Source organism: Peribacillus sp. NJ11, from assembly GCF_030348405.1.
In the GTDB taxonomy this organism is placed as follows: Bacteria; Bacillota; Bacilli; order Bacillales; family DSM-1321; genus Peribacillus.
In genome coordinates this window covers 1482859-1505451 of the sequence record NZ_JAUCFO010000001.1, presented here as the reverse complement: position 1 = coordinate 1505451, position 22593 = coordinate 1482859, and the positions used below count along the sequence as shown (strand labels likewise).

General features: G+C 43.3%; 20 protein-coding genes and 1 pseudogene. 2 read left to right on the top strand and 19 right to left on the bottom strand.

Annotated features, from left to right (window positions below; all coding sequences use genetic code 11):
* Window positions 1-104: 104 nt before the first annotated feature.
* The 9 genes and pseudogenes from QUF86_RS07350 to QUF86_RS07310 form a co-directional block, all read right to left on the bottom strand.
* A pseudogene (locus QUF86_RS07350) lies at window positions 105-251 on the bottom strand (hypothetical protein); the annotation flags it as partial.
* A gap of 127 nt (window positions 252-378) precedes the next feature.
* On the bottom strand, window positions 379-1035 hold the full coding sequence (gene hisIE, locus QUF86_RS07345; RefSeq protein ID WP_289333937.1) for a bifunctional phosphoribosyl-AMP cyclohydrolase/phosphoribosyl-ATP diphosphatase HisIE: 657 nt from the start codon (window positions 1033-1035) through the stop codon (window positions 379-381).
* On the bottom strand, window positions 1032-1790 hold the full coding sequence (gene hisF / locus QUF86_RS07340) for an imidazole glycerol phosphate synthase subunit HisF (protein ID WP_289314419.1): 759 nt from the start codon (window positions 1788-1790) through the stop codon (window positions 1032-1034). The genes hisIE and hisF overlap by 4 nt, the downstream gene beginning before the upstream one ends.
* Window positions 1791-2525, bottom strand: a complete 735-nt coding sequence (gene hisA / locus QUF86_RS07335; protein WP_289333936.1) for a 1-(5-phosphoribosyl)-5-[(5-phosphoribosylamino)methylideneamino]imidazole-4-carboxamide isomerase — start codon at window positions 2523-2525, stop codon at window positions 1791-1793.
* Window positions 2522-3154, bottom strand: a complete 633-nt coding sequence (gene hisH / locus QUF86_RS07330; RefSeq protein ID WP_289314417.1) for an imidazole glycerol phosphate synthase subunit HisH — start codon at window positions 3152-3154, stop codon at window positions 2522-2524. Before hisH ends, hisA begins: the two co-directional genes overlap by 4 nt.
* Window positions 3155-3742, bottom strand: coding sequence for an imidazoleglycerol-phosphate dehydratase HisB (gene hisB / locus QUF86_RS07325; protein ID WP_289314416.1), 588 nt, complete (start codon window positions 3740-3742; stop codon window positions 3155-3157).
* 102 nt (window positions 3743-3844) lie between these two features.
* A complete protein-coding gene (gene hisD, locus QUF86_RS07320; RefSeq protein ID WP_289314415.1) occupies window positions 3845-5125 on the bottom strand; it encodes a histidinol dehydrogenase in 1281 nt (426 codons plus the stop codon).
* A 23-nt stretch (window positions 5126-5148) separates the two neighbouring features.
* Window positions 5149-5781, bottom strand: a complete 633-nt coding sequence (hisG, locus tag QUF86_RS07315; protein ID WP_289318267.1) for an ATP phosphoribosyltransferase — start codon at window positions 5779-5781, stop codon at window positions 5149-5151.
* A complete protein-coding gene (locus QUF86_RS07310) occupies window positions 5774-6958 on the bottom strand; it encodes an ATP phosphoribosyltransferase regulatory subunit (protein WP_289314414.1) in 1185 nt (394 codons plus the stop codon). The genes hisG and QUF86_RS07310 overlap by 8 nt, the downstream gene beginning before the upstream one ends.
* A gap of 485 nt (window positions 6959-7443) precedes the next feature.
* Here QUF86_RS07310 and QUF86_RS07305 point away from each other — a divergent pair, with 485 nt between their 5' ends.
* Complete coding sequence (locus QUF86_RS07305; RefSeq protein ID WP_289333935.1) at window positions 7444-8502, top strand: processed acidic surface protein; 1059 nt, start codon at window positions 7444-7446, stop codon at window positions 8500-8502.
* A gap of 1 nt (window position 8503) precedes the next feature.
* Window positions 8504-9226, top strand: coding sequence for a class D sortase (locus QUF86_RS07300; RefSeq protein WP_483313948.1), 723 nt, complete (start codon window positions 8504-8506; stop codon window positions 9224-9226).
* Window positions 9227-9477: 251 nt separating this feature from the next.
* On the opposite strand, the gene QUF86_RS07295 is transcribed toward QUF86_RS07300, so the two are convergent.
* From QUF86_RS07295 to QUF86_RS07250, 10 genes are all read right to left on the bottom strand, one after another.
* Complete coding sequence (locus QUF86_RS07295) at window positions 9478-9996, bottom strand: acyltransferase (RefSeq protein WP_061465570.1); 519 nt, start codon at window positions 9994-9996, stop codon at window positions 9478-9480.
* Window positions 9993-10661, bottom strand: a complete 669-nt coding sequence (gene ppaX / locus QUF86_RS07290; RefSeq protein WP_289333934.1) for a pyrophosphatase PpaX — start codon at window positions 10659-10661, stop codon at window positions 9993-9995. The genes QUF86_RS07295 and ppaX overlap by 4 nt, the downstream gene beginning before the upstream one ends.
* On the bottom strand, window positions 10651-11595 hold the full coding sequence (locus tag QUF86_RS07285) for a nucleoside recognition domain-containing protein (protein ID WP_289333933.1): 945 nt from the start codon (window positions 11593-11595) through the stop codon (window positions 10651-10653). The genes ppaX and QUF86_RS07285 overlap by 11 nt, the downstream gene beginning before the upstream one ends.
* A gap of 27 nt (window positions 11596-11622) precedes the next feature.
* On the bottom strand, window positions 11623-12435 hold the full coding sequence (lgt, locus tag QUF86_RS07280; RefSeq protein ID WP_289333932.1) for a prolipoprotein diacylglyceryl transferase: 813 nt from the start codon (window positions 12433-12435) through the stop codon (window positions 11623-11625).
* Between the two features lie 27 nt (window positions 12436-12462).
* Window positions 12463-13398: an HPr(Ser) kinase/phosphatase gene (gene hprK / locus QUF86_RS07275; RefSeq protein WP_034309933.1), complete on the bottom strand. Its 936-nt coding sequence runs from the start codon at window positions 13396-13398 to the stop codon at window positions 12463-12465.
* 496 nt (window positions 13399-13894) lie between these two features.
* On the bottom strand, window positions 13895-14995 hold the full coding sequence (locus QUF86_RS07270; RefSeq protein ID WP_289314408.1) for a DUF4097 family beta strand repeat-containing protein: 1101 nt from the start codon (window positions 14993-14995) through the stop codon (window positions 13895-13897).
* Window positions 14996-15225: 230 nt separating this feature from the next.
* Complete coding sequence (uvrA, locus tag QUF86_RS07265; protein WP_289333931.1) at window positions 15226-18105, bottom strand: excinuclease ABC subunit UvrA; 2880 nt, start codon at window positions 18103-18105, stop codon at window positions 15226-15228.
* Between the two features lie 6 nt (window positions 18106-18111).
* A complete protein-coding gene (uvrB, locus tag QUF86_RS07260) occupies window positions 18112-20097 on the bottom strand; it encodes an excinuclease ABC subunit UvrB (RefSeq protein ID WP_289333930.1) in 1986 nt (661 codons plus the stop codon).
* A 216-nt stretch (window positions 20098-20313) separates the two neighbouring features.
* Entirely contained in the window at window positions 20314-20544 is a 231-nt protein-coding gene (locus tag QUF86_RS07255; protein WP_034309928.1) for a CsbA family protein, read from the bottom strand.
* A gap of 190 nt (window positions 20545-20734) precedes the next feature.
* On the bottom strand, window positions 20735-22318 hold the full coding sequence (locus tag QUF86_RS07250) for a catalase (RefSeq protein ID WP_289336193.1): 1584 nt from the start codon (window positions 22316-22318) through the stop codon (window positions 20735-20737).
* Between the last annotated feature and the right edge of the window lie 275 nt (window positions 22319-22593).

Here is a 22593-nt window from a genome sequence, read left to right as displayed (position 1 = left end):
TTCAACCATCGGTTGGTTAAAACCGGGCCAGGATATTATTGGACCGGTTTGGATGAAATCCTTTTAAAAGGATATTGACGAGCGATGTTTTGTTTGGAAATCCATTAAATTACAGTGAATCCCTCTACTACCCAAGGGTTACCGAAGCGTCCCATTCCTCTCATTTTCTTTCCTCCAAACGCGACATCCGGACCATCATTTACAGTTTGGTCATTGATATGTGTATCCCCCTTATTGTAATCCATAGAGAAAAGCAAAGCATTTCAACTTTGGATTGAAGTATATTCCTGGTTAAATGGGGAGTCAAGCTCATAGTCTTAATTACATAAATAAAATCCTGTAAAAAAAGCCCTCCTATTGACGGAGGGCAGTCACCATTCATTCGGTTTCTTTGGGTTCGTCCTTATCGGAATGTCTAGCTTTCAAAACATTAAGCACCGCTTGGAAAGGCAATTCCTGTTCCTGAAGTAGAACGAATAAGTGATAGAGGAGGTCGGCACTTTCCATGGAAAGTTCCTCTGCATCACGATTCTTAGCAGCAATGATCACTTCAGCCGCTTCTTCTCCGACTTTTTTCAGGATTTTATCAACGCCCTTTTCGAATAAATAGGTTGTATATGAACCTTCAGGCATTTCCGATTTTCTTTTTTCAATCAATTTTTCTAACTCCGTCAAGAAAGTCACATTCACCTTCACGGCTTGTCGGGCTTCACTGTTTAGGTAAATCGATTCGCTAAAACAGCTTGTTGCCCCAGTATGGCACGCAGGACCTGCAGGAATGACTCGAACGACCAATGCATCTTGATCGCAGTCATACTTCATTTCGACGATTTTCTGTGTATTACCGCTGGTTGCTCCTTTATGCCATAATTCATTGCGCGAACGGCTGAAGAAAACCGTTTCGCCCTTTTCAATGGACAATTTTAGGGATTCTTCATTCATGTAAGCAAGTGTCAGCACTTCTCCGGTTCCGGCATCTTGGATAATTGCCGGTATCAGACCTTTTTCGTCGTATTTAATAGTTTCAAGATTCATCGTACAACCACTCCTTGTTGTTTGAGAAACGCTTTGACTTCTTTGACGGATGTTTCTTTATAATGAAAAATCGATGCGGCTAGTGCTGCGTCCGCTTTACCTTCTTCAAAGGCTTCCTGGAAATGACCAGCGTTACCTGCCCCCCCCGAGGCGATGACCGGCACCGAAACAGCTTCAGATACCGCTTTTGTTAAAGCGATATTAAATCCTTGTTTCTCCCCGTCACAATCCATGCTAGTCAATAAAATTTCACCTGCACCACGGCTGACGGCTTCCTTCGCCCAATCGATCACTTCCCATTCAGTCGGTTTTCGACCGCCGTGGGTGTATACGCGCCATGATCCAATCTCTTCCTCATATCTGGCGTCTATAGCGACCACGATACATTGGGCACCAAAATAATCTGAACCCTCATTAATTAAATCAGGCCGCAGAATGGCTGCTGTATTTAAGGATACCTTATCTGCACCAGCGCGTAAGATCTTCTTCATATCCGCTAATGAATTGATACCGCCACCCACTGTGAATGGAATGGCCAAGCTGCCTGCAACGGCTTGAACGACGTCAACAATCGTTTCCCTGCCTTCATGTGAAGCGGAAATATCAAGGAAGACAAGCTCATCGGCACCCTCTTGGTCATAAAAGGCCGCAAGTTCGACCGGATCTCCAGCATCCCTAAGGGAAACAAATTGTATGCCTTTAACTACGCGCCCATCTTTAACATCGAGACAAGGAATAATTCGTTTAGTGAGCATTTAACCACGCACCTTTTCTAGTGCTTCTTCCACAGTAAAGCGATTCGTATAAAGCGCCTTGCCAATGATTGCCCCTGCAATTCCTTGAGCTTCATACTCTTTGAGAGTGATAAGGTCTTCCAGGGAACTAATGCCTCCCGAAGCAATCACGTTTTTCCCAGTTGCCTCCGCCATAGCCAATATACCTTTCACGTTTGGACCCGAAAGCATCCCATCTGTCGCGATATCAGTCACGATAAAGGTCTCTGCACCAGCATCCGCCAGGATTTTACCAAGATCTATCGCAAGCGTTCCAGACGTTTGAAGCCAACCATGTGTGGCAACCATGCCATCCTTCGCATCTATTCCGATTGCGATATGCCTTCCATATTTCCTTATCATATCTTTAGTGAAATCAGGGTCTGAAACGGCCGTGCTGCCCAGAATGACCCGTTCCACTCCATTATCCAGATAATGGGCTATATCCCGTTCCGTACGGATGCCGCCGCCGATTTGAATTCTTGCCCCTAACTCCTTTGCAGCTTTAATCACATATGAATCATTGATGCGAACTCCCTCTTTAGCTCCGTCAAGATCGACCATATGTATCCAATCGGCTCCTTGTTCCGCAAAGTTTTTAGCCATATCGAAGGGGGAATCGCCATAAACGGTTTCCTGATTATAATCTCCCTGGATTAATCGGACGCATTTGCCACCGCGCATATCAATCGCCGGGTAAATAGTAAAGTTGTTCATGTTCTTTCCTTCCCTTCTACTAATGACAGATAATTTCTCAAAAGTGACATGCCCATCTTCCCGCTTTTTTCCGGGTGGAACTGCATGCCGAATACATTCCCTTTACCGACAATCGCCGGCACATCCACATCATACGTCGCTGAAGCAGTAATAAATGATTCATCCGTATCTGCGTAATAAGAATGGACGAAATAAACATGTTCCTCTTCCAGACCCTGATTCACTGGTGACTCGTGTTTAAATTCAAGGCGATTCCAGCCCATGTGCGGCACTTTATAAACCTGGTCATTCGCATCCACTCCCTTAAAACGAACCACTTTACCTGGGATGAGAGATAATCCTTTTGCCGGTCCATTTTCCTCACTTTCATCAAATAGAAGCTGCATACCAAGGCAAATGCCCAATAGATACCCCCCGCCGGCTACATATTCCTTCAGAAATTCATCCAGCTTTTGTTTTTCCAAAAGACTCATGGCATCCCTGAAAGAGCCCACGCCAGGAAGAATGATCCCTTTCGACTTTGAAAGTTCTTCAGGGTCATCGGAAATGAATGAATCGGCACCAAGACGCTCCAGCCCTTTACTTACAGAAAATAAATTCCCCATGCCGTAATCGACGATCCCGATCATTTACAACATTCCTTTCGTTGAAGGGATGCCTTTGACCCGGGGATCGATCGTCGTAGCTTCATCCAATGCCCGTCCAAGCGCTTTGAATATTGCCTCGATCATATGATGTGTATTGTGCCCGTAATGAACGACTACATGAAGGTTCATCCTGGCTTCAAGAGCGAATTTCCAAAGAAACTCGTGCACCAGTTCAGTATCGAAAGTACCAACCTTTTGGGAAGGAAACTCAGCCCTGAACTCAAGATGCGGACGGTTGCTTAAATCGATGACAACCTGGGCTAGTGCTTCATCCATCGGTACGAAAGCATTTCCATAACGTTTTATCCCGCGCTTGTCTCCAAGGGCCTCCAATAACGTTTGACCCAAGCAAATGCCAATATCTTCAGTTGTATGGTGATCATCCACCTCTGTATCGCCGTTTGCATCTACAGATAAATCAAACTTCCCATGCTTCGTGAACAAATCAAGCATATGCGTCATAAACGGAACGCCCGTCTTAATGGTGGAATTACCTTCCCCATCCACACCAAACTTCAAACTGATTTCCGTTTCATTCGTCTTTCTCTCCACACTGGCAAAACGTTCCATTACAACTCCTCCTAATCGGGGCAAGACCCCTTTTCCCAAGATGTAAAAAGCTTGTCAAAAGTCTTATATAAGTATTTCCCTTATTTCGTAAGGATTCAGGAACTATTTCCCGGATTCATTCACACCACGTGATTCTATGGCACGGGCGTGAGCCTCAAGTCCTTCCATGCGCGCAAATGCCGCAATTTTTTCTGCATTTTTACGGAAGGCCGTTTCACTATACATGATGATGCTCGATTTCTTTTGGAAATCATCCACATTCAGCGGGCTGGAAAAACGGGCGGTTCCATTTGTAGGCAACACATGATTGGGACCTGCAAAGTAATCCCCAACAGGCTCCGAACTAAAGCGGCCAATGAAGATTGCCCCGGCATGCCGGATTTTAGCCATGACTTCAAGTGCATCTCTGGTCACAATCTCCAAATGTTCCGGTGCAAGTTCATTAATGGCTTCAACAGCTTCTGCCATATTCCCGCATACAATGATTCTTCCATAATCCTTTATGGATGCTGCAGCAATATCATGGCGTGGAAGCAACGCCACCTGCTTGGCCACTTCCGCAGCCACATCTTCTGCAAGAGACGCTGACGTCGTCACCAAAACACTGCAAGCCCGGGCATCGTGCTCTGCCTGTGATAGCAAGTCTGCCGCGACTTCTTTGGCGATGGCGGATTCGTCCGCCAATACCGCTATTTCACTTGGCCCTGCAATCATATCAATGGCGACATCTCCGAATACTTCCCGCTTCGCTAACGCCACATAAATATTTCCCGGCCCCACTATTTTATCCACTTTCTTTATTGTTTCCGTCCCATAAGCGAGTGCCGCTATGGCCTGTGCCCCGCCAACTTTATATATTTCCGTAATACCGGCAATTTTGGCAGCAGCCAAAACCGCTGGCGATAATTTCCCATCTTTCCCTGGAGGAGATACCATAACGATCCGTTCCACTCCCGCAGCCTTTGCAGGCATCGTATTCATCAGTACAGATGAAGGGTATGCCGCTGTGCCTCCAGGTACATAAACACCCACAGCATCAAGAGGTGTTAATTTTTGTCCTAGCATCGTTCCCGTATCGTCAGTCGTAAACCATGAATTTCTAATTTGTTTCTCGTGAAACAATCGAATATTATTCGCAGCTTCTTTAAGAATATCAAGCTGTTCCGTGGCTAAGGACGCTGTCGCTTCTTCCATTTCCTGTTCCGATACAAGTAATTCCCCCGGACTGACACCATCGAATCGTTCGGTATAACTATGTAAAGCGGCGTTTCCACTTTTCCTGACATCATAAATGATATCCTGAACCGCTTTTCTTTGATCGGCAGTACCTGCATCGACCGAGCGTTTCAGTGAAATCCCTTCTGCAAACCGTTCTATTTTCATACGCTCACCTCATTAGCGATTCTTTACTGTTCAATTATTTCTGCTAGCCGATCCACAATTTCAGTAATCCTTGCTTCTTTAATTCGATAGCTGACAGGGTTTGCCACAAGCCTCGAAGTCACATCGGCAATTTTTGCATATTCCACGAGACCATTTTCCTTCAATGTCCGCCCCGTTGAAACGATATCCACAATTCGTTCAGCTAAACCAATTAACGGCGCTAACTCAATAGACCCATTCAACTTAATAATCTCGACTTGCTCTCCCTGCTCGCGAAAATAACTGGAGGCAACATTCGGATATTTGCTGGCTATTTTGGGGGCGATGTCACTTATTTTCGTACCAGGCAGACCAGCTACAGCTAAGTAGCAGGCACTGATTTTCAAATCAAGTAACTCATATACATCACGTTCTTCCTCTAACATGACATCCTTCCCTGCAATTCCAATGTCAGCGACACCGTGTTCCACATAGGTTACGACATCCATCGGTTTAGCTAAAATGAAACGCAGATTCTCCTCTTCCACTTCAAGGATCAATTTCCGGGAATCATCAAACTCAGGAGGGAGACGAAAACCGGCCCTTCTTAATAGCTCTGCCGCTTCTTCAAATATTCTCCCTTTCGGCATCGCAATCGTTAAAAAGCTATTATTCATCTTTTCCATTCCCTCCATTCCCTACAAATAAATGCACTTCTGAAAATGTTCTTGTAAAGGCATCGACATTTTGAACGACTGTAATATCTTGAATCGTTACCAAATTTCCTTCGGATCGTTTTATTCTTGCAAATTCAATGGCTTCCAATCTCCGTTCGGGACTGAATAAAATACATTCTGGTGCGACAGGCTGCATCGGCTCCCCAAGAGCTTCTGCAAGACGATCCACCCGGATTGCAAAACCAGTGGCAGAAGCATTCCAGCCGAACTTTTCAAGCAGATTATCATACCGGCCACCATTGCCGATTGGCGAACCCACGTGTCCCGCATATACTTCAAATAAAGTTCCCGTGTAATAACTCATATGACTGACCAATGTCAAGTCGAAGCTCACATATTGATCAACGCCAAATTCTTTCAACTGCGCAGACAATTCCTTCAGTTCAGCCAAAGAATCTTGCCCTTCATTATTTTCAATCAGCCCTAGAGCCTTTTTCAGGGTGCCTTCACTGCCTCTTAAGGAGGTAAATTCGATAAGCCGCTGTTTATCAATGGATGAAAGCGGCAGCGATTTTACATGCTCCCGAAAACCAACATAATTCTTTTCATATAAAAACTTCCTTAATTTAGAGGCTCTTTCCTCCGTACCTAAAATGCTTAAGAAAAATTCTTGTAAAAATCCTATATGTCCAATCGAAATCTTAAAATCCTGAAGACCCGCAGCCTTTAGAACATCAGCAAGCAGGGCAATCATTTCAGCATCGGCACTTATTGACTTATTCCCGATACACTCAATACCAATCTGTTCAAATTCTGCCGGCCTGCCTCCTTCACGCTGCTGTGCTCGATATACATTCGCAGAATAGGCCAGGCGAAGCGGAATTTGCTGTTTTAACAGTTTAGATGCTGCGACTCGTGCAATGGGGGCTGTCATCTCGGGACGCAGTACGAGCGTATGTCCCTGGGAATCAAGAAGTTTAAACAACTGTTGATCTAAAATTGCCGAAGCCTCGCCAATCGTTTCATAATATTCCAATGCAGGAGTTTCAATAAATTGGTAACCCCACTTCTTGATTTCATCACTCATTTTATTTCTGGCCGACACTTTCGTTTCATATAGCACCGGCAATGTATCTCTCATGCCTAACGGTTTCTCAAACATAAATGGCTTTGTCACGACTGCACATCCTTTTGAAATATTGAAAACTATATATCCAATCGGTCTGCCTTATAGGCAAAACCCGATGTCATTGCCACAATTCCTTTTTTGTTTATCCCTTTATCTTTCCAAGATTGCACACTTAAATCCAAATTTCAGATAACATATAAAAATAGTATCAAATAAAATGTCATAATCATATAAATAATCTCAATAATCTATTAAATTACTTTAGTTCGCTAATATGGTAGCGAGATGAAGTTATTAATAGTTTACTCCTGCCCCTTCCTCACGTCAAGAAAAAAGTGCCTCCAATCACGACGGTCTTTGATATCTTTCTTCATGATCATTTTAAGGTCAAACGGAAGGGGCCATACCTTTTTCCCTGGATATTTATTCCTATCTTTAGCCATTCATTGTTATTAATGTATACCTTTTGGTTTAGCTGTTTTATAATAATTCAGGAGTTTGGATATATTATAAAATTTTAGGGGGAAATGGAATTGAAGAGATATTTTTCATTTTTTTTGGCGCTTATTGTTCTTTTTTCGCTGGGTTTAAGCGGAACAAAGGGTTTTGCGGCCACTAAGATCAACCAGGATGAGCTTAATGTATACCTTTCTGAAGTTAGGATGACACAAGAAGAATTGGAAGAATATTTAGGCTATTACGACCTAACATTGAATGAACTGGAATCTGTAGAAGAGTTGCGTGATACATTAGGGCCGGCCGTCACTCCCGAGACTTTACTGAATCTACTTAAAGAATATGAAATGACAGAAGCAGAACTCACGGAATTATTGGTAGAATACGGCGAACTGGAAGAGGGAGATTCCATCGTCGATACCTTCCACTTCATTTACGACATAGAAGATATCATCGATCTAGAAATGGGTTATGAAGATGAAGAGACGGAATATGATGATGAAGAGATCATCGATTTAATGGACGGGCTTTTTACTGAGATCGGTCTTACGGACGAAGAGCTCGACAGATTCATGAACCATCTTTTACCTATCGTCGAGGACCCTTCCTTTGAAGATCGCTTAATGGCCATTTCCGATAGGATGGATCAACTCGAATATTTCGAAACAATTGATGAATTGTCTGCAGAGCAAGTGGCTGAATTGCTTTCGATATATAATGATCTGCAAAGTTTGCTGCAAATTCAATTCAAATTCGCCTTGATACATGATGGTGTCACTACTAACCTATCCCTTGAGGCTTTATTCCAGCTTAAGGATTTGCCGAATGCTAGTTTACTAGTTTCTATTTATGATCTAAACGGCAATCTTTTGCTCGATTTTAAATTGACGGGTGAAATGATCGGTTCCGATTTAGTGAAAGAAACAGGTAATGACATCAAACAGTCAACTGAGGTCATTTCTAAAGTGGTTGATGTAAAAAAGGAAAAGAAGAAACCCGTAAAAACCGTACATAAAACGGAAAAAGGCGGAGTGCTTCCTAAAACGGCTGGTAATTACCTATTCGGTGCTTTAATCGGTTTAGTGATGATGGGCATCGCTTTCGCATTAATTAGAAAAGCGAGACTTGCTAATTAAGATGAGAGAAAATAGGCAATCCAGGCATAAGAGAAAATGGTTACTCATCACTGCTGTTTGCTTTTTAATCATAGGTTTTTATTTTACAACGACCAACGCCTATACACTGTTAAAAGGCTATGCCATATATAAATGGAATAAGTCTGATACAACCGAGGTAACTGCTAAGCTCTCAGAACCGGAAGCGACGGCTAAACTACCCGAACCGGAAGCGACAGCTAAACTCCCAGAACCGGAAGCGACAGCTAAACTACCCGAACCGAAGACGAATGCAGATATTCCCGATGGGCTTGAACTTTATGATGAACGACCGGAGACAGGTGATCTGATGGGTGAGCTCTATATTCCAAAAATCGAGGCAACTCTCCCAATTTACCACGGAACGGACGAAGATGAACTCGAAAAGGGCGTCGGCCATTATGCAGGGTCTGTCCTCCCTGGTGAAAAGGATAATTCCGTTCTATCCGGTCATCGAGATACTATTTTCAGAGATCTGGGTGAAGTCGGTCAAGGTGACTTGCTGATTGCCAAGACAGAAGCTGGTACGTTTACATATAAAGTGAGGAAGGTACGTATCGTCGATGCAGATGACCGTACCGTGATCGTTCCCAAACCTAAAGCCACACTTACAGTAACAACCTGCTATCCTTTTTCCTATATCGGCAGTGCACCAGAACGGTACGTATTGGTTGCCGATTTATTGAAAACGGAATTGAATAAATGAGATATGGGGGCTGAAGTTATTCAGCCCCCTATTCATAAATCTTAAATGGATAGTAGGGGGACAAGCTCAATATGGATAAACAAGCACTGGAAAAGTTTTTTCGAATTTTGCAAGAAACGTATGAAACGACAGTTTGAACAAGGAAAATGCATCAATTAAGGAAGTCATAGATCACCTAAACATCAACTGAGTCCGTTATATCCAAAATGCCATTAAAAAGGACCTGCCGCATAAATGGGCAAGTCCCTTTTTCATAAGGAAGTTTGCTGATCCCTCTCAAGCATTTCCTCTTTGGTATATATGATTTTCATTGGATTTCCGCCGACGAAAGCTCCCTCTGGAACATCCTTATGGACAAGCGTCCCCGCAGAGACAATCGCCCCATTTCCAATTGAAAGTCCTGGAAGGATGGTCGAATTGGCTCCGATCAATACCTCATCCCCAATGACTACATCTCCTAAACGATATTCATGAATCAAATATTCATGAGCAAGAATCGTCGTATTATAGCCAATGACTGTATTTATTCCCACTGATATTTTTTCCGGAAACATCACATCCGGCATGACCATCAAGGCAAACGAAGTATGCTTTCCGACTTTCATATGTAAAAAAGTCCTGTAAAGCCAATTCTTCATACCGAGAAAAGGCGTATAACGCGCTAGCTGTATCACCACAAAGTTCTTTACGACTTTCCAGAAAGGAACGGTCTTATACACATGCCATAGTGAATTAGCCCCTTCAACTGGATAGCGGAACGTACGTCTCATCTTCTAGCCTCCGTGAGATTTTCAACCTCAACGATATTCAATAAATCTGCCATATGCTCCAGCATATAGTCTGGGTGATAACTTTCCAAAAATTCACGGCCTTTAATGGACCATGAGACCCCCGCCGTTTTTGTACCTGTGTTTTTCCCGCCAAGAATATCATGATAACTGTCGCCAATCATGATCGCTTCTTCAGGAACCGAACCGAGTTGATTTAAAGCTTTAACCAAAGGCTCTGGATCCGGCTTTGCATTTTGGACCTCATCCAATGTGACCACCACTTCAAAGAATTGATCCAGTTTGCTTAAACGCAAGCCCTTTTCGACGACATCACGTTTCTTTGTCGTAACGACTGCCAATTTATAGCCGCTCTGCTTCAATGCTTGAACGGTTTCGTATACCCCGTCAAATTGTGTGACAAGCAAATCATGGTTCTTCCAATTATGTTCCCGATAGAAAGCGATCATTTCATCCACTCGCTTTGGATCGATGGACGAAAAAGTATCAACCAAAGTCGGGCCAATAAATGGAATGATATCTTCCCGATTGAACTTTCCAGGACAAAAGTGGTTTAAAGTTTCTGTAAAAGAGGCGATGATCAATTCATTTGTATTGATCAACGTACCATCAAGATCAAATAATAATGTAGTTATGTTACTGTTCATATACAGCTTCCTTTCTCTGTACTCTGTCAGTCCGATTCCAAATATACGCAACGACCATCGTTAGAACAATAGCAGTGAGTAACCGAATAAGTAACAACGGCAAGACCGGAATCCCCAGTGGAATAAAAATCAGTGTGTCTTCTACAACAGCATGGCAGGCAACTAAAAAGATGAATGCAATCGTCATATCCTTCTTCGAGACATTATCTTCCTTCGCTGCTTGAATCATTACGCCAGCCCCATATGCCAATCCAAGAGTCAGACCTGTAACGAAAGGCATGGAAGCATTCGGTTTCATCCCAAGGACCTTCATAAAGGGAGCAAGGGCTTTTGAGAAGGCTTCCAGCCATTTTAAATCTTTCATGATTTGAACCACTACCATAAGCGGTATAACGATGACCGCCAGCTGGGCGATTCCGGAAAGGGCCTGGATTACACCATGTATAAGGATTGCACCCGCTCCGTTTATCTCTGCCGTCTCCCCGATAGCCACTCCTTGTGCCATTTCAGATCCGCCCTGCCAAACAAGATTGATGACGACCGCTGACAAAAGTGCAAGCCCGATCCGCACTGTTAAAATGATCCACAGCTTGACGCCGGTTTTCATCGCCACACCAGACTCGATTAATAGATTATGTGAAAAAGATAGCATCGTAGCGATAATAAAAACCTCTTTCACAGTCAAATCAAGCGTTAATATGCCTGCTATCGCTGCGTATAAATTCAGGAAATTCCCTAACACGAGCGGAATTGCCGCATCCCCTGGAAGACCAATGAGATTCATCAAAGGCGCTATCAAGTTAATGATAAATGGCAGTACAGGCGTATATTGAAGCACAGTGACGATCAGAGTGACTGGAAATATCACTTTACCCAAAGACCAAGTTGTATTCAAGCCGGAAAGAAGTCCCTTTTTAACCGAATCCACTATCACTATGCCCTCTCCCTTTACACATATTCCCTATGCATCTAAGTATCTTTTGTCTGCAAGCCCACGGACCCTTCTATAGACCACTAAAGCAATGGCCACAGCTACCAGGACAATCGAGATCACTTGTGCGATACGCAGCGACTCCGTCAGCATCAAACTATCCGTCCGCAAACCTTCAATGTAAAAACGTCCGATGGAATACCATAATACATAAGTTAAAAATAGTTCACCCCTGCGCAAGTTCACTTTCCGTAAACTTAAGAGGATGATTACACCGACGATATTCCAAATCGATTCATACAAAAAGGTTGGGTGATAATACGTACCGTTTATGTACATTTGATTAATGATGAATTCAGGCAAATGCATATTTTCCAGGAATGACCTTGTTATTTCTCCCCCGTGTGCTTCCTGATTCATGAAATTACCCCAACGGCCAATCGCCTGCCCCAACAATAAACTCGGTGCAGCAATATCCGCCAGCTTCCAAAATGAGACTTTCTTGACCTTGGCAAAAACTATGGCAGTCAATACCGCTCCAATCAGCGCACCGTGTATGGCAATTCCGCCATTCCATATTTTTATGATATCCCCCGGGTTTTGTGAATAGTACTCCCATTGGAAGATGACATAATAAATACGGGCACTAATGATCGCAATTGGGACAGCAAACAAAATCATATCGGTAAAAATTTCCTTATCGAGACCTCTTCGCTCAGATTCCCTTAAAGCGATAATAAGACCCAGTAACACACCGAAACCGATGATCAGTCCATACCAATGAACCTGAATAGGGCCAAGATCAATCGCTATTGGATTCAGCGGTTGTATTCCTTGTTCCATATTGTCCCCTCTTTTCCTATATACCTTTTAAAATTCATCATGTTCAGGATCTGCAATTGCATGATTCAAGCGATCTGAAAACTGTTCTGCAGCATTTACTCCCATTCGTTTCAGGCGGTAATTCATGGCTGCCACCTCAATGATAACAGCTAAATTTCGACCTGGACGCACAGGTACGGTAATTTTCGTCACTTCCGTATCGATGATTTTCATTTTTTCTTCATCAAGACCAACCCGGTCATACTGCTTGTTTTTTTCCCATAGTTCCAGATTGATGACGATTGAGATCTTTTTATTGCTCCGGACTGCACCAGCTCCAAAAAGCGTCATTACATTAATGATTCCCAACCCTCTTATTTCAAGAAGATGTTCGATTAAATCCGGGGCATTCCCGACTAGGGTATCTTGGTCTTCCTGCCTGATTTCGACGCAATCATCGGCTACGAGACGATGACCCCGTTTCACTAATTCCAAGGCTGTCTCACTTTTACCGACACCGCTTTTCCCGGTGATCAACACACCCAGCCCATAGATATCCACCAATACACCATGAACAGCAGTAGTTGGTGCCAACCTACTTTCAAGGAAGTTGGTCAAACGGCTGTATAAGCGCGTTGTCTTCATATTAGATCTCATCACAGGAACGGATTCCCGCTCAGAAGCTTCTATTAACTCTATCGGCACTTCCTGACCACGCGTAATGATGATGCCTGGAGTAAAGTCCCTGCATAACTCTTCCATCCTCTGTATTCGATCCGGTTCATTCAACCGATTAAAAAAGGACATTTCCGTCATGCCTAAAAGCTGTACTCGATCCGCGGGATAATAATCAAAAAAACCGGCTATTTCAAGTCCTGGACGAGATAAATCACTCGTGACAATTGGACGGTTAATTCCTTCTTCCCCACTGATAAGTTCTAGACCGAACGCTTCAACTATATCTTTTGTACGGACTTTTGCCATATATCTTTCCTCCTTTTGGAGCGATGCTATTTTTAGAGATACTTTTTCTATTTTAGCATTTTTCTGTTAATAACCAAACAAAGCATTATCGATTTATTGTTTTTTTATTCACTCCGCCCAGATGATAGCAGCGGGATGGCCTCATAACCAGTAAAGAGATGAGAGGAACATACATGAATCCTTACACCAAAATAAAAGCAAGCCCGCCAGTTTATATTGGCGGGCTTTCAGACTGTGGATAACTCGATGAAAATATGATTTTGTCTACAGTTTTTTAAGGTTTTGAACAATTTAACGTTGATTTCCACTCCAGGCACTCGCTTTCCGTGGGCGGTCCGGGAGCCTCCTCGACGCCTTTGCGCCTGCAGAGTCACCCTAGACACGCCTTCCCCGCAGGAGTCTCGTACCTTACGTTCCAATAAACTTTATTTTAAAATTTAGATAGAACCCCTTTTGTCTACGAACAGAAAGCCCGTCTGGCAGGCTTTCTGCTTCTTCAGGAAACTGTTATCGCGGCAGTCTTTGTTTCTGCAAAAACATGAAGCACAGGAACCTCTTCTTTAACCGTCTTAAACTTAAGGACTTTCTGAACCACATCACTTTTCTCTTCGATGATGGTCATCCCTTCCAAAGTTACATTAAAGCTTCCTAAATTAGATTTCAACTCTCCCTCAATCGCCTTACCTGGTGGCAGGATCAGCTGGACTTTCCCAGTAATAGACTTAGCATGGATTGAATCGCAATCCATCCCTGAATTCGTACAGACGATTTCCCCATTGAAAGTCTGGACATCCAGTTTCTTGAAGTATCCATCGGCATTAATCGCCCCATTCAAGGTCTCAGCTTCCAAGTCATTAAAGTTGGTATCTGAAATGGTGATCATCCCGTTACCCGTTTCAAGCTCACAAGAATCGCCCGTACCCTGCATGATATGAATGGCACCATTCGCTGTCTTCGCTTTAAGGTTCTCCGATTTCAAAGATTCAGTCGTGATTGCACCATTGAACATCCTTACATGAATGACTTCATATTCCTTCCTTGGAATGTACATGATCGTATCGACCTTTATGGATTTCTCACGAACCTTGAAATTCATCTTTCCATCTTCAATCGAAAAATCGACTTCTTCCAAAAAGTTTTTCCTAGCTTCTTCTATATCTTCCACCCGGTATACCTTTGCCTGGCACTCAACCCTGACATCATTATGGTCCCATGCAGCGATTTTTATTTTCCCATTTGCTATATCTACATCAACTTCATTGAGGAAATCAAAATCATGCTGAAAAATATGACTGACCTCCACAGATTTCCCGAAATTGAAATCAAGGTCCGTTTCTTTGATTTTCTTAAAAGCACTTTCAACGAAATCAATAATCTTTTCTTTCGATGACTGGATATTCTTCTTAAACGTGTCCTGAGTGCTTCCTTCGCTTTTCTTATCCACGACTACCGTCGATAATTCATGCTGCAATTTCTGCTCTTTAGCTTCACTTTCCTGACTGGCTTTATCCAATTCTTCCAAAAGGCCCATCGCTTCTTCCGCTGATAACTTTCCATCCTGAATCATTTCTAAGATTTTCTTTCTTTCCTCCTGCATGAACATTCCTCGCTTTCTTCTATCATTTTATTCATACATACGCCTAGATATCTAAAAAGTTTCATAAATACCCTTTTTCCCATCATTCGACAAAGGAAAATGACAATTTCCGAAATGGAAGATGTATCATTTCCCCGGAAATATCCTGTTTTCCTATTGTTTAATCAAATGATTGATTAAATGCACACCGTCATTTTTCTACAAAAAAACAAGCCGGATGGCTTGTTCTTTTAAGCATGTTCATGCTCTTGTTCTTTTTCTTCAATCCAATTTTCCATGCGAATTTGATCACGGGTCAGTACAGGTTTTAAGTATTTTCCCGTATATGATTCGGAAACTTCACATATTTTTTCAGGTGTTCCATAAGTGACGATCGTTCCGCCCTTATCTCCGCCTTCCGGTCCCAGGTCAATAATATGGTCCGCCGTCTTGATGACATCCAGATTATGCTCAATCACCAAAACTGTATCCCCATTGTCAACCAGCCGCTGCAGGACCTCGAGCAACCTTGCTATATCGTGGACATGAAGTCCGGTAGTTGGTTCATCCAAGATATAAAAGGATCGCCCAGTGGAACGGCGATGCAATTCAGAAGCAAGTTTCACCCTTTGCGCTTCACCGCCTGATAAAGTGGTAGCAGGCTGTCCAAGCTTGATATAACCCAAACCAACGTCAAAAATCGTTTGTAGCTTCCGTTTGATTTTCGGGATATTTTCAAAGAAACTAACGCCTTCCTCAACTGTCATATCGAGAATGTCGGAAATGTTTTTCCCTTTATATTTCACTTCAAGCGTTTCCCTGTTATAACGTTTTCCATGACAGATTTCACATGGGACATAGACATCCGGGAGAAAATGCATTTCTATCTTGATAATCCCATCACCACGGCATGCTTCACAGCGGCCGCCCTTCACATTGAAGCTGAACCGTCCTTTTTTATAACCGCGGATCTTCGCTTCATTAGTCGAGGCAAAAACGTCACGAACATCATCAAATACACCTGTATAGGTAGCTGGATTTGATCGTGGGGTTCTACCGATCGGTGACTGGTCAATATCAATGACTTTATCTAAATGCTCAATTCCCTTGATCTCACGAAAATCGCCTGGTCTAGCTTTTGCCCGGTTCAGCTTTTGAGCCAATGACTTATGGAGGATCTCATTCACTAATGTACTTTTCCCTGATCCCGAGACTCCTGTAACGGCTGTAAAGACTCCAAGAGGGAATTTAACATTAACGTTTTTTAAATTATTTTCCTTGGCACCTTTTATTTCAATGACGCGGCCATCATTTTTCCGGCGTTCCAATGGCAATGGAATGAATTTCTTCCCTGCTAAATATTGGCCCGTTAAGGATTTAGGATTATTCATGACCTCTTCCGGAGTTCCAGCGGCCACTATTTCTCCTCCATGTGCTCCTGCGCCCGGACCAACATCGATCAAATAATCCGCAGCAAGCATCGTATCTTCATCGTGCTCGACAACAATCAGGGTGTTCCCGATTTCGCGCATATTCTTCAATGTTTCAATTAATCGATCGTTATCCCTCTGATGCAGCCCTATTGAAGGTTCATCTAAAATGTACAGGACCCCCGTCAAACGGGAACCGATCTGCGTCGCCAATCGTATACGCTGTGCTTCGCCCCCTGATAATGTCCCTGCTGCCCTGCTCAAAGTCAAATATTCCAAACCAACATTAGCCAGGAATCCGAGCCGCTCACGAATCTCACGTAAAATCAATCTCGCAATGGCAGCTTCCTTTTCAGTCAAATCCAGATCATCGAAAAATACTAACGCATCTTCCACTGATAAAGCTGTTGTTTCACTTATATGGACCCCTTGAATGAGCACGGAAAGACTCTCTTTTTTCAATCGATGACCCTTACAGGTTGGACAGTGATGTTCTGACATATATTTCTGCATTTGCTCACGAATATAGTCTGAACTCGTCTCCTTGAAGCGCCTTTCGATATTTCTTAAAACTCCTTCAAAAGGAATATATCCTTCTTGCACTCTTCCAAAATCATTTTTATAACGGAAATATATCTTATCTTTACCTGAACCAAGCAAGACCTTCTCCAATTTATCTTCCGGTAAATCTTTAACGGGGATATCCATATCTATCCCATAATGGTTGGCCACCGCTTCAAGAAGCTGAGGATAATATTGAGAACTCGTCGGCTCCCATGGCGCGATAGCATGTTGACGGAGGCTTAATTCCTTATTGGGTATGACCAGATCACGGTCCACCTCAAGCCTCGCCCCCAAACCATCACAATCCGGGCAGGCTCCAAACGGGCTATTGAAGGAGAACATCCTCGGCTCTAACTCTTCAATCGAAAACCCGCAGTATGGACAAGCATGATGTTCACTGAACAGCAGCTCTTCTTCACCCATGACGTCAATGATGACTTTGCCTTCACCGAGCTTCAAAGCACTTTCCAATGAATCTGCAAGCCGCGCCATGACACCCTCTTTAATGACGATCCGGTCTATAATGACTTCAATCGAATGTTTTTTATTTTTTTCGAGAGTGATCTCATCACTAAGATCATGCATTTCCCCGTTCACACGAATGCGGACATATCCTTGTTTCTTAACTTCCTCCAAAACTTTTGCATGTGTCCCTTTTCTGCCTGAGACAAGCGGTGCCAATACCTGAAGCTTGGTGCGCTCAGGGTAATCAAGAATGCGGTCCACCATTTGCTCAATCGTTTGTGAGGTAATTTCAATATTATGGATCGGACAGGTCGGCCTGCCGACCCGTGCAAATAACAGCCTTAAATAATCATAGATTTCCGTCACAGTCCCTACGGTTGAACGCGGATTTCGACTGGTCGTTTTCTGGTCTATGGAAATGGCTGGCGACAAACCTTCGATCGCATCGACATCCGGTTTATCCACTTGGCCTAAGAATTGACGGGCATAAGCGGACAGTGATTCTACATAACGCCTTTGCCCTTCTGCATAAATCGTGTCAAAAGCCAAGGAAGACTTTCCAGATCCGGATAATCCGGTCAGCACGACAAGTTTGTCTCTCGGTATCGTGATATCAATATTCTTTAAATTATTGGCCCTGGCGCCTTTTATCACAATTTTATCCATTGCCATGTTTCGTCACCCTTCCGCTTTTAACTCTAGTAATAAATCACGCAGCTCGGCAGCTCGCTCGAAGTCCAATGCCTTTGCCGCTTCCTTCATTTCTTTTTCCATGCTTGCCATCACTTTTACGCGCTCCTTTTTAGGAAGCTTCGCGAGACTTGGTGCAAGATCTTCTTTATACGCTTCTCCTTCTTCCGCTACGTGAGTGGCCCTGATGGAGTCCCGGATATCCTTTTGAATGGTTTGCGGCATTATTCCATGCTCTTTATTATAATTTTCCTGAATTTCACGGCGCCGCTTCGTTTCATTGATGGCAAGTTCCATCGAATTCGTGATGCGGTCCGCATACATGATGACGTGGCCGTTGGCATTACGGGCTGCACGGCCCATCGTTTGAATAAGCGAGCGCTCCGAGCGAAGGAACCCTTCTTTATCGGCATCCAGAATTGTCACTAATGACACTTCCGGAATATCCAGGCCTTCCCTTAAAAGATTGATTCCAACGAGTACATCATATTTACCCATTCGCAGTTCCCGGATGATTTCTATCCTGTCCAAGGTCTTCACTTCCGAATGAAGGTATTGGACCTTGATGCCAATTTCCTTTAAATAATCGGTTAAATCCTCAGACATCTTTTTCGTTAAGGTCGTAATGAGGACGCGCTCGTTCTTTTTGACGCGCTCTTGTATTTCACCGATCAAGTCATCTATCTGTCCTTCAATCGGCCGCACTTCTATCGTTGGATCCAGCAAGCCGGTAGGACGGATGATCTGCTGAACCATTTCTGGCGTATGTTCGAGTTCATATGGTCCCGGAGTTGCCGAAACGAATATGGATTGATGGACCTTTTTTTCAAATTCTTCAAATCTTAGCGGGCGGTTATCCTTTGCAGACGGCAGACGGAAGCCATGATCGACGAGTACTTGCTTACGTGCCTGATCCCCATTGAACATTCCCCGGATTTGCGAAAGGGTCACGTGTGATTCATCCACGACCAAAAGGAAATCCTCTGGAAAGTAATCCATTAAAGTGTAAGGTGTCGCACCTGAGGGACGAAGCGTTAAATGGCGGGAATAGTTCTCGATCCCTGAACAAAAGCCCATTTCCCGCATCATTTCCAAATCATAACGGGTCCGCTGCTCCAAGCGCTGGGCTTCAAGGAGCTTTTCATCTTCCCTTAATTCCTTCAATCGCTCTTCCAGTTCCGTTTCGATATTTTGAACGGCTATCCTCATTTTCTCTTCGCGAGTAACGAAATGGGAAGCCGGGAAAATGGCGATATGTTCACGTTCTCCGGTAATTTCACCAGTCAGGGCATCCACTTCACGGATACGGTCAATCTCATCTCCGAAAAACTCGACCCTTACGCAATGTTCATCACGTGAGGCTGGGAAAATTTCGACCACGTCGCCACGAACGCGGAAAGTCCCCCGTTGGAAAGCAATATCATTCCGCTCATATTGAATATCCACGAGTCTGTGCAGCAAGGCATTCCTGTCTATTTCCATGCCTGTTCGGAGAGAAACGACCATCTCGCGGTACTCTTCCGGGGAACCGAGTCCATATATGCACGAAACGCTGGCAATGATGATGACATCTTTCCTTTCGAACAAAGAAGAGGTAGCCGAGTGACGCAGTTTATCGATTTCATCATTGATGCTTGCATCTTTTTCGATGAATGTATCAGTGGATGGAACATAAGCTTCTGGCTGGTAGTAATCATAATAGCTGACGAAGTATTCAACGGCATTATTTGGGAAAAACTCTTTGAACTCACTGTAAAGCTGTCCTGCCAACGTTTTATTGTGGGCAATGACAAGAGTCGGTTTATTTATTTGTTGAATCACATTGGAAACGGTGAACGTCTTCCCTGTCCCCGTTGCCCCCAATAATGTCTGCATTTCCTTGCCTTCTTTAATGCCTTTGACAAGCATTTCAATTGCTGCAGGTTGATCTCCTTCAGGAGAGTATTTTGAGACTAACTCAAACTTATCCTTCACCAAGCATAGCCTCCTATTGAAATATTTTTATATGAAAACGGGACATGGCTATATCCCTTCTATTTATTCCGGTTTAAGAATGTATATATACACATTCTACCACAATCGCCTCAAAACAAACCAGCAATAAGCGAACATCCATTCTATTTTTTGTTTATAGACTCGATGGGTATTGAGGGGAATGACAAGTTGAGTACAAAAAAAGCACCTTTGATGTCAGGCGCTCTTGGATGTTCGTTTCATCATTCTTTTTGATAACCAAAATCCCACAGTCAGGGATAAGGCATCCACGATGATCAATAAGTTTGTATGCGTATAACCTTTATATGCGGAAGCTGTAATCAAGGCAACCGTTAAAACAAGGCCAACGACATTGTTATAGGTGACTCTTGAAAATAGCATGACAAGTAGACAAGGAAGGAAAAGGGCAGAAAGAATTTTAATCATTTTTTCATCTCCTTTATAAGAGAAAAATAGAGTAGTTTCAGTTTAAATGATTATGAAGTTTTTTGCCAATCTATTTCCTGCTTGATTTTAGACGGCACCCCCTGAAGACCATTCCACCCATCCATAAATTATGCCCATTAAAAAAAGAAGCAAACCCCTTTAAAGGGAAGTTTGCTTCTTTTCAGACCAATCAATATGGATCTGCTTCATGTCCTTTTCTGACTGCATCCTCTGGGTTATCCGTTCCACCCATAGGTTTTGAAGATTCCGTATGTTCAGAAGCCGAGGCTAATCCCTCTTTTAATCTGCGGCCATACTCTTCATCAGCCTCTTCGGCTAGGGCTATCATTTTTTCCTGAATGCGATTGTCGGCAGGAGCCAATGCCGACACTAAATTGGAGATTAAATCGTCTTTTTCCCAATCTTCGAATTCACGGAATGTTTCACCAGCCTGATTCGTATTGTTTTGGCGATCGATTGTCTCACGAACAAGCTTCCCTTCTACCAAAGGTGTATGCTCCTTGCCCGTCTGCTTGGCTTCTTTCAAACCGCCTACAGTTGATGGTTCGTAGTTGATGTGGGGGCTTTGATTACCTCTGCCAACTTCATATTGCATCTGTCCGCCCGTCTGATTCGTGGCTGTTGGCTTCTTTGGAGCATTTATCGGCAATTGCAGATAATTCGCGCCAACACGGTGACGCTGTGTATCGGAATAAGAGAATGTACGTCCCTGTAACATCTTATCATCAGAAAAGTCCAGTCCATCCACTAGGACACCCGTGCCGAATGCAGCCTGTTCAACTTCAGTGAAGTAGTCTTCCGGGTTTCTATCCAATACCATCGTACCGACATGCAGCCATGGGAACTCATCTTTCGGCCAGATCTTTGTGTCATCAAGAGGATCAAAATCCAACTCGGGATGATCATCATCACTCATGATCTGTACGTTGAGATCCCATTCCGGGTAGTCCCCGCGTTCGATCGCTTCATATAAATCCTGTGTGGCATGATTGAAATTCGTAGCTTGAATTTCATTAGCCTCTTGCTGCGTCAGGTTCTTGATCCCTTGTTTCGGTTCCCAGTGATATTTGACAAGTACGGCTTTGCCTTCCTCATTCACCCATTTATAAGTATTGACCCCTGACCCTTGCATCATGCGGTAGTTAGCTGGAATGCCCCAAGGGGAAAACACAAAGGTAATCATATGGAATGTTTCCGGTGAACTCGAGCAAAAATCGAAAATCCTTCTGCCGTCCTGAATATTCGTGACCGGATCCGGTTTGAAGGCATGAATTAAATCCGGGAATTTCATGGCATCACGGATAAAGAAAATTTTCAGGTTATTGCCTACAAGATCCCAGTTTCCATCTTCCGTATAAAATTTAACGGCAAATCCCCTGGGGTCACGTAACGTTTCCGGGGACGTCCCTCCATGAATAACAGAGGAAAACCTCACGAATACCGGTGTTTTTTTACCTTCTTCCTGAAAAACCTTCGCTCTCGTATATTTTGAAATAGGCTCGTCCCCCGCTTTACCAGTCGGAACAAAATAACCATGTGCACCTGCACCACGGGCATGCACCACCCGTTCAGGAATACGCTCCCTATCGAAGTGGCTGATCTTTTCCAGGAAATCGTAGTTCTCAAGTGTACTAGGACCTCTGTTTCCTACAGTTCTAAGACTCTGGTTATTCGTTACGGGGTGCCCTTGCCTGTTCGTTAATGTTTCTTTCGATTCATCATTTGTTTTTTTGGATTTATCAGACAAAAAAATCCCTCCTATGTTAATTAATTCCACAATACTACTATACTTTCCCCTATCCCCTATATTTCACTCTTCAATCTTCAAATTTTATTGAAATTGAATAAATGAGTGCTTTTCTCCTATATATGAAAGATTTCATTTTCACAACACCAACAACATATCTTCATAACATCGAATTAAAAACGGGCTGACTACTCATTAATGTTTCAAGAAACTTCACTATATTTTTTCTAGTAATACTGAAAAGGAGCGAGCTTTATGAAATAGTAGTAATCCTGATATTT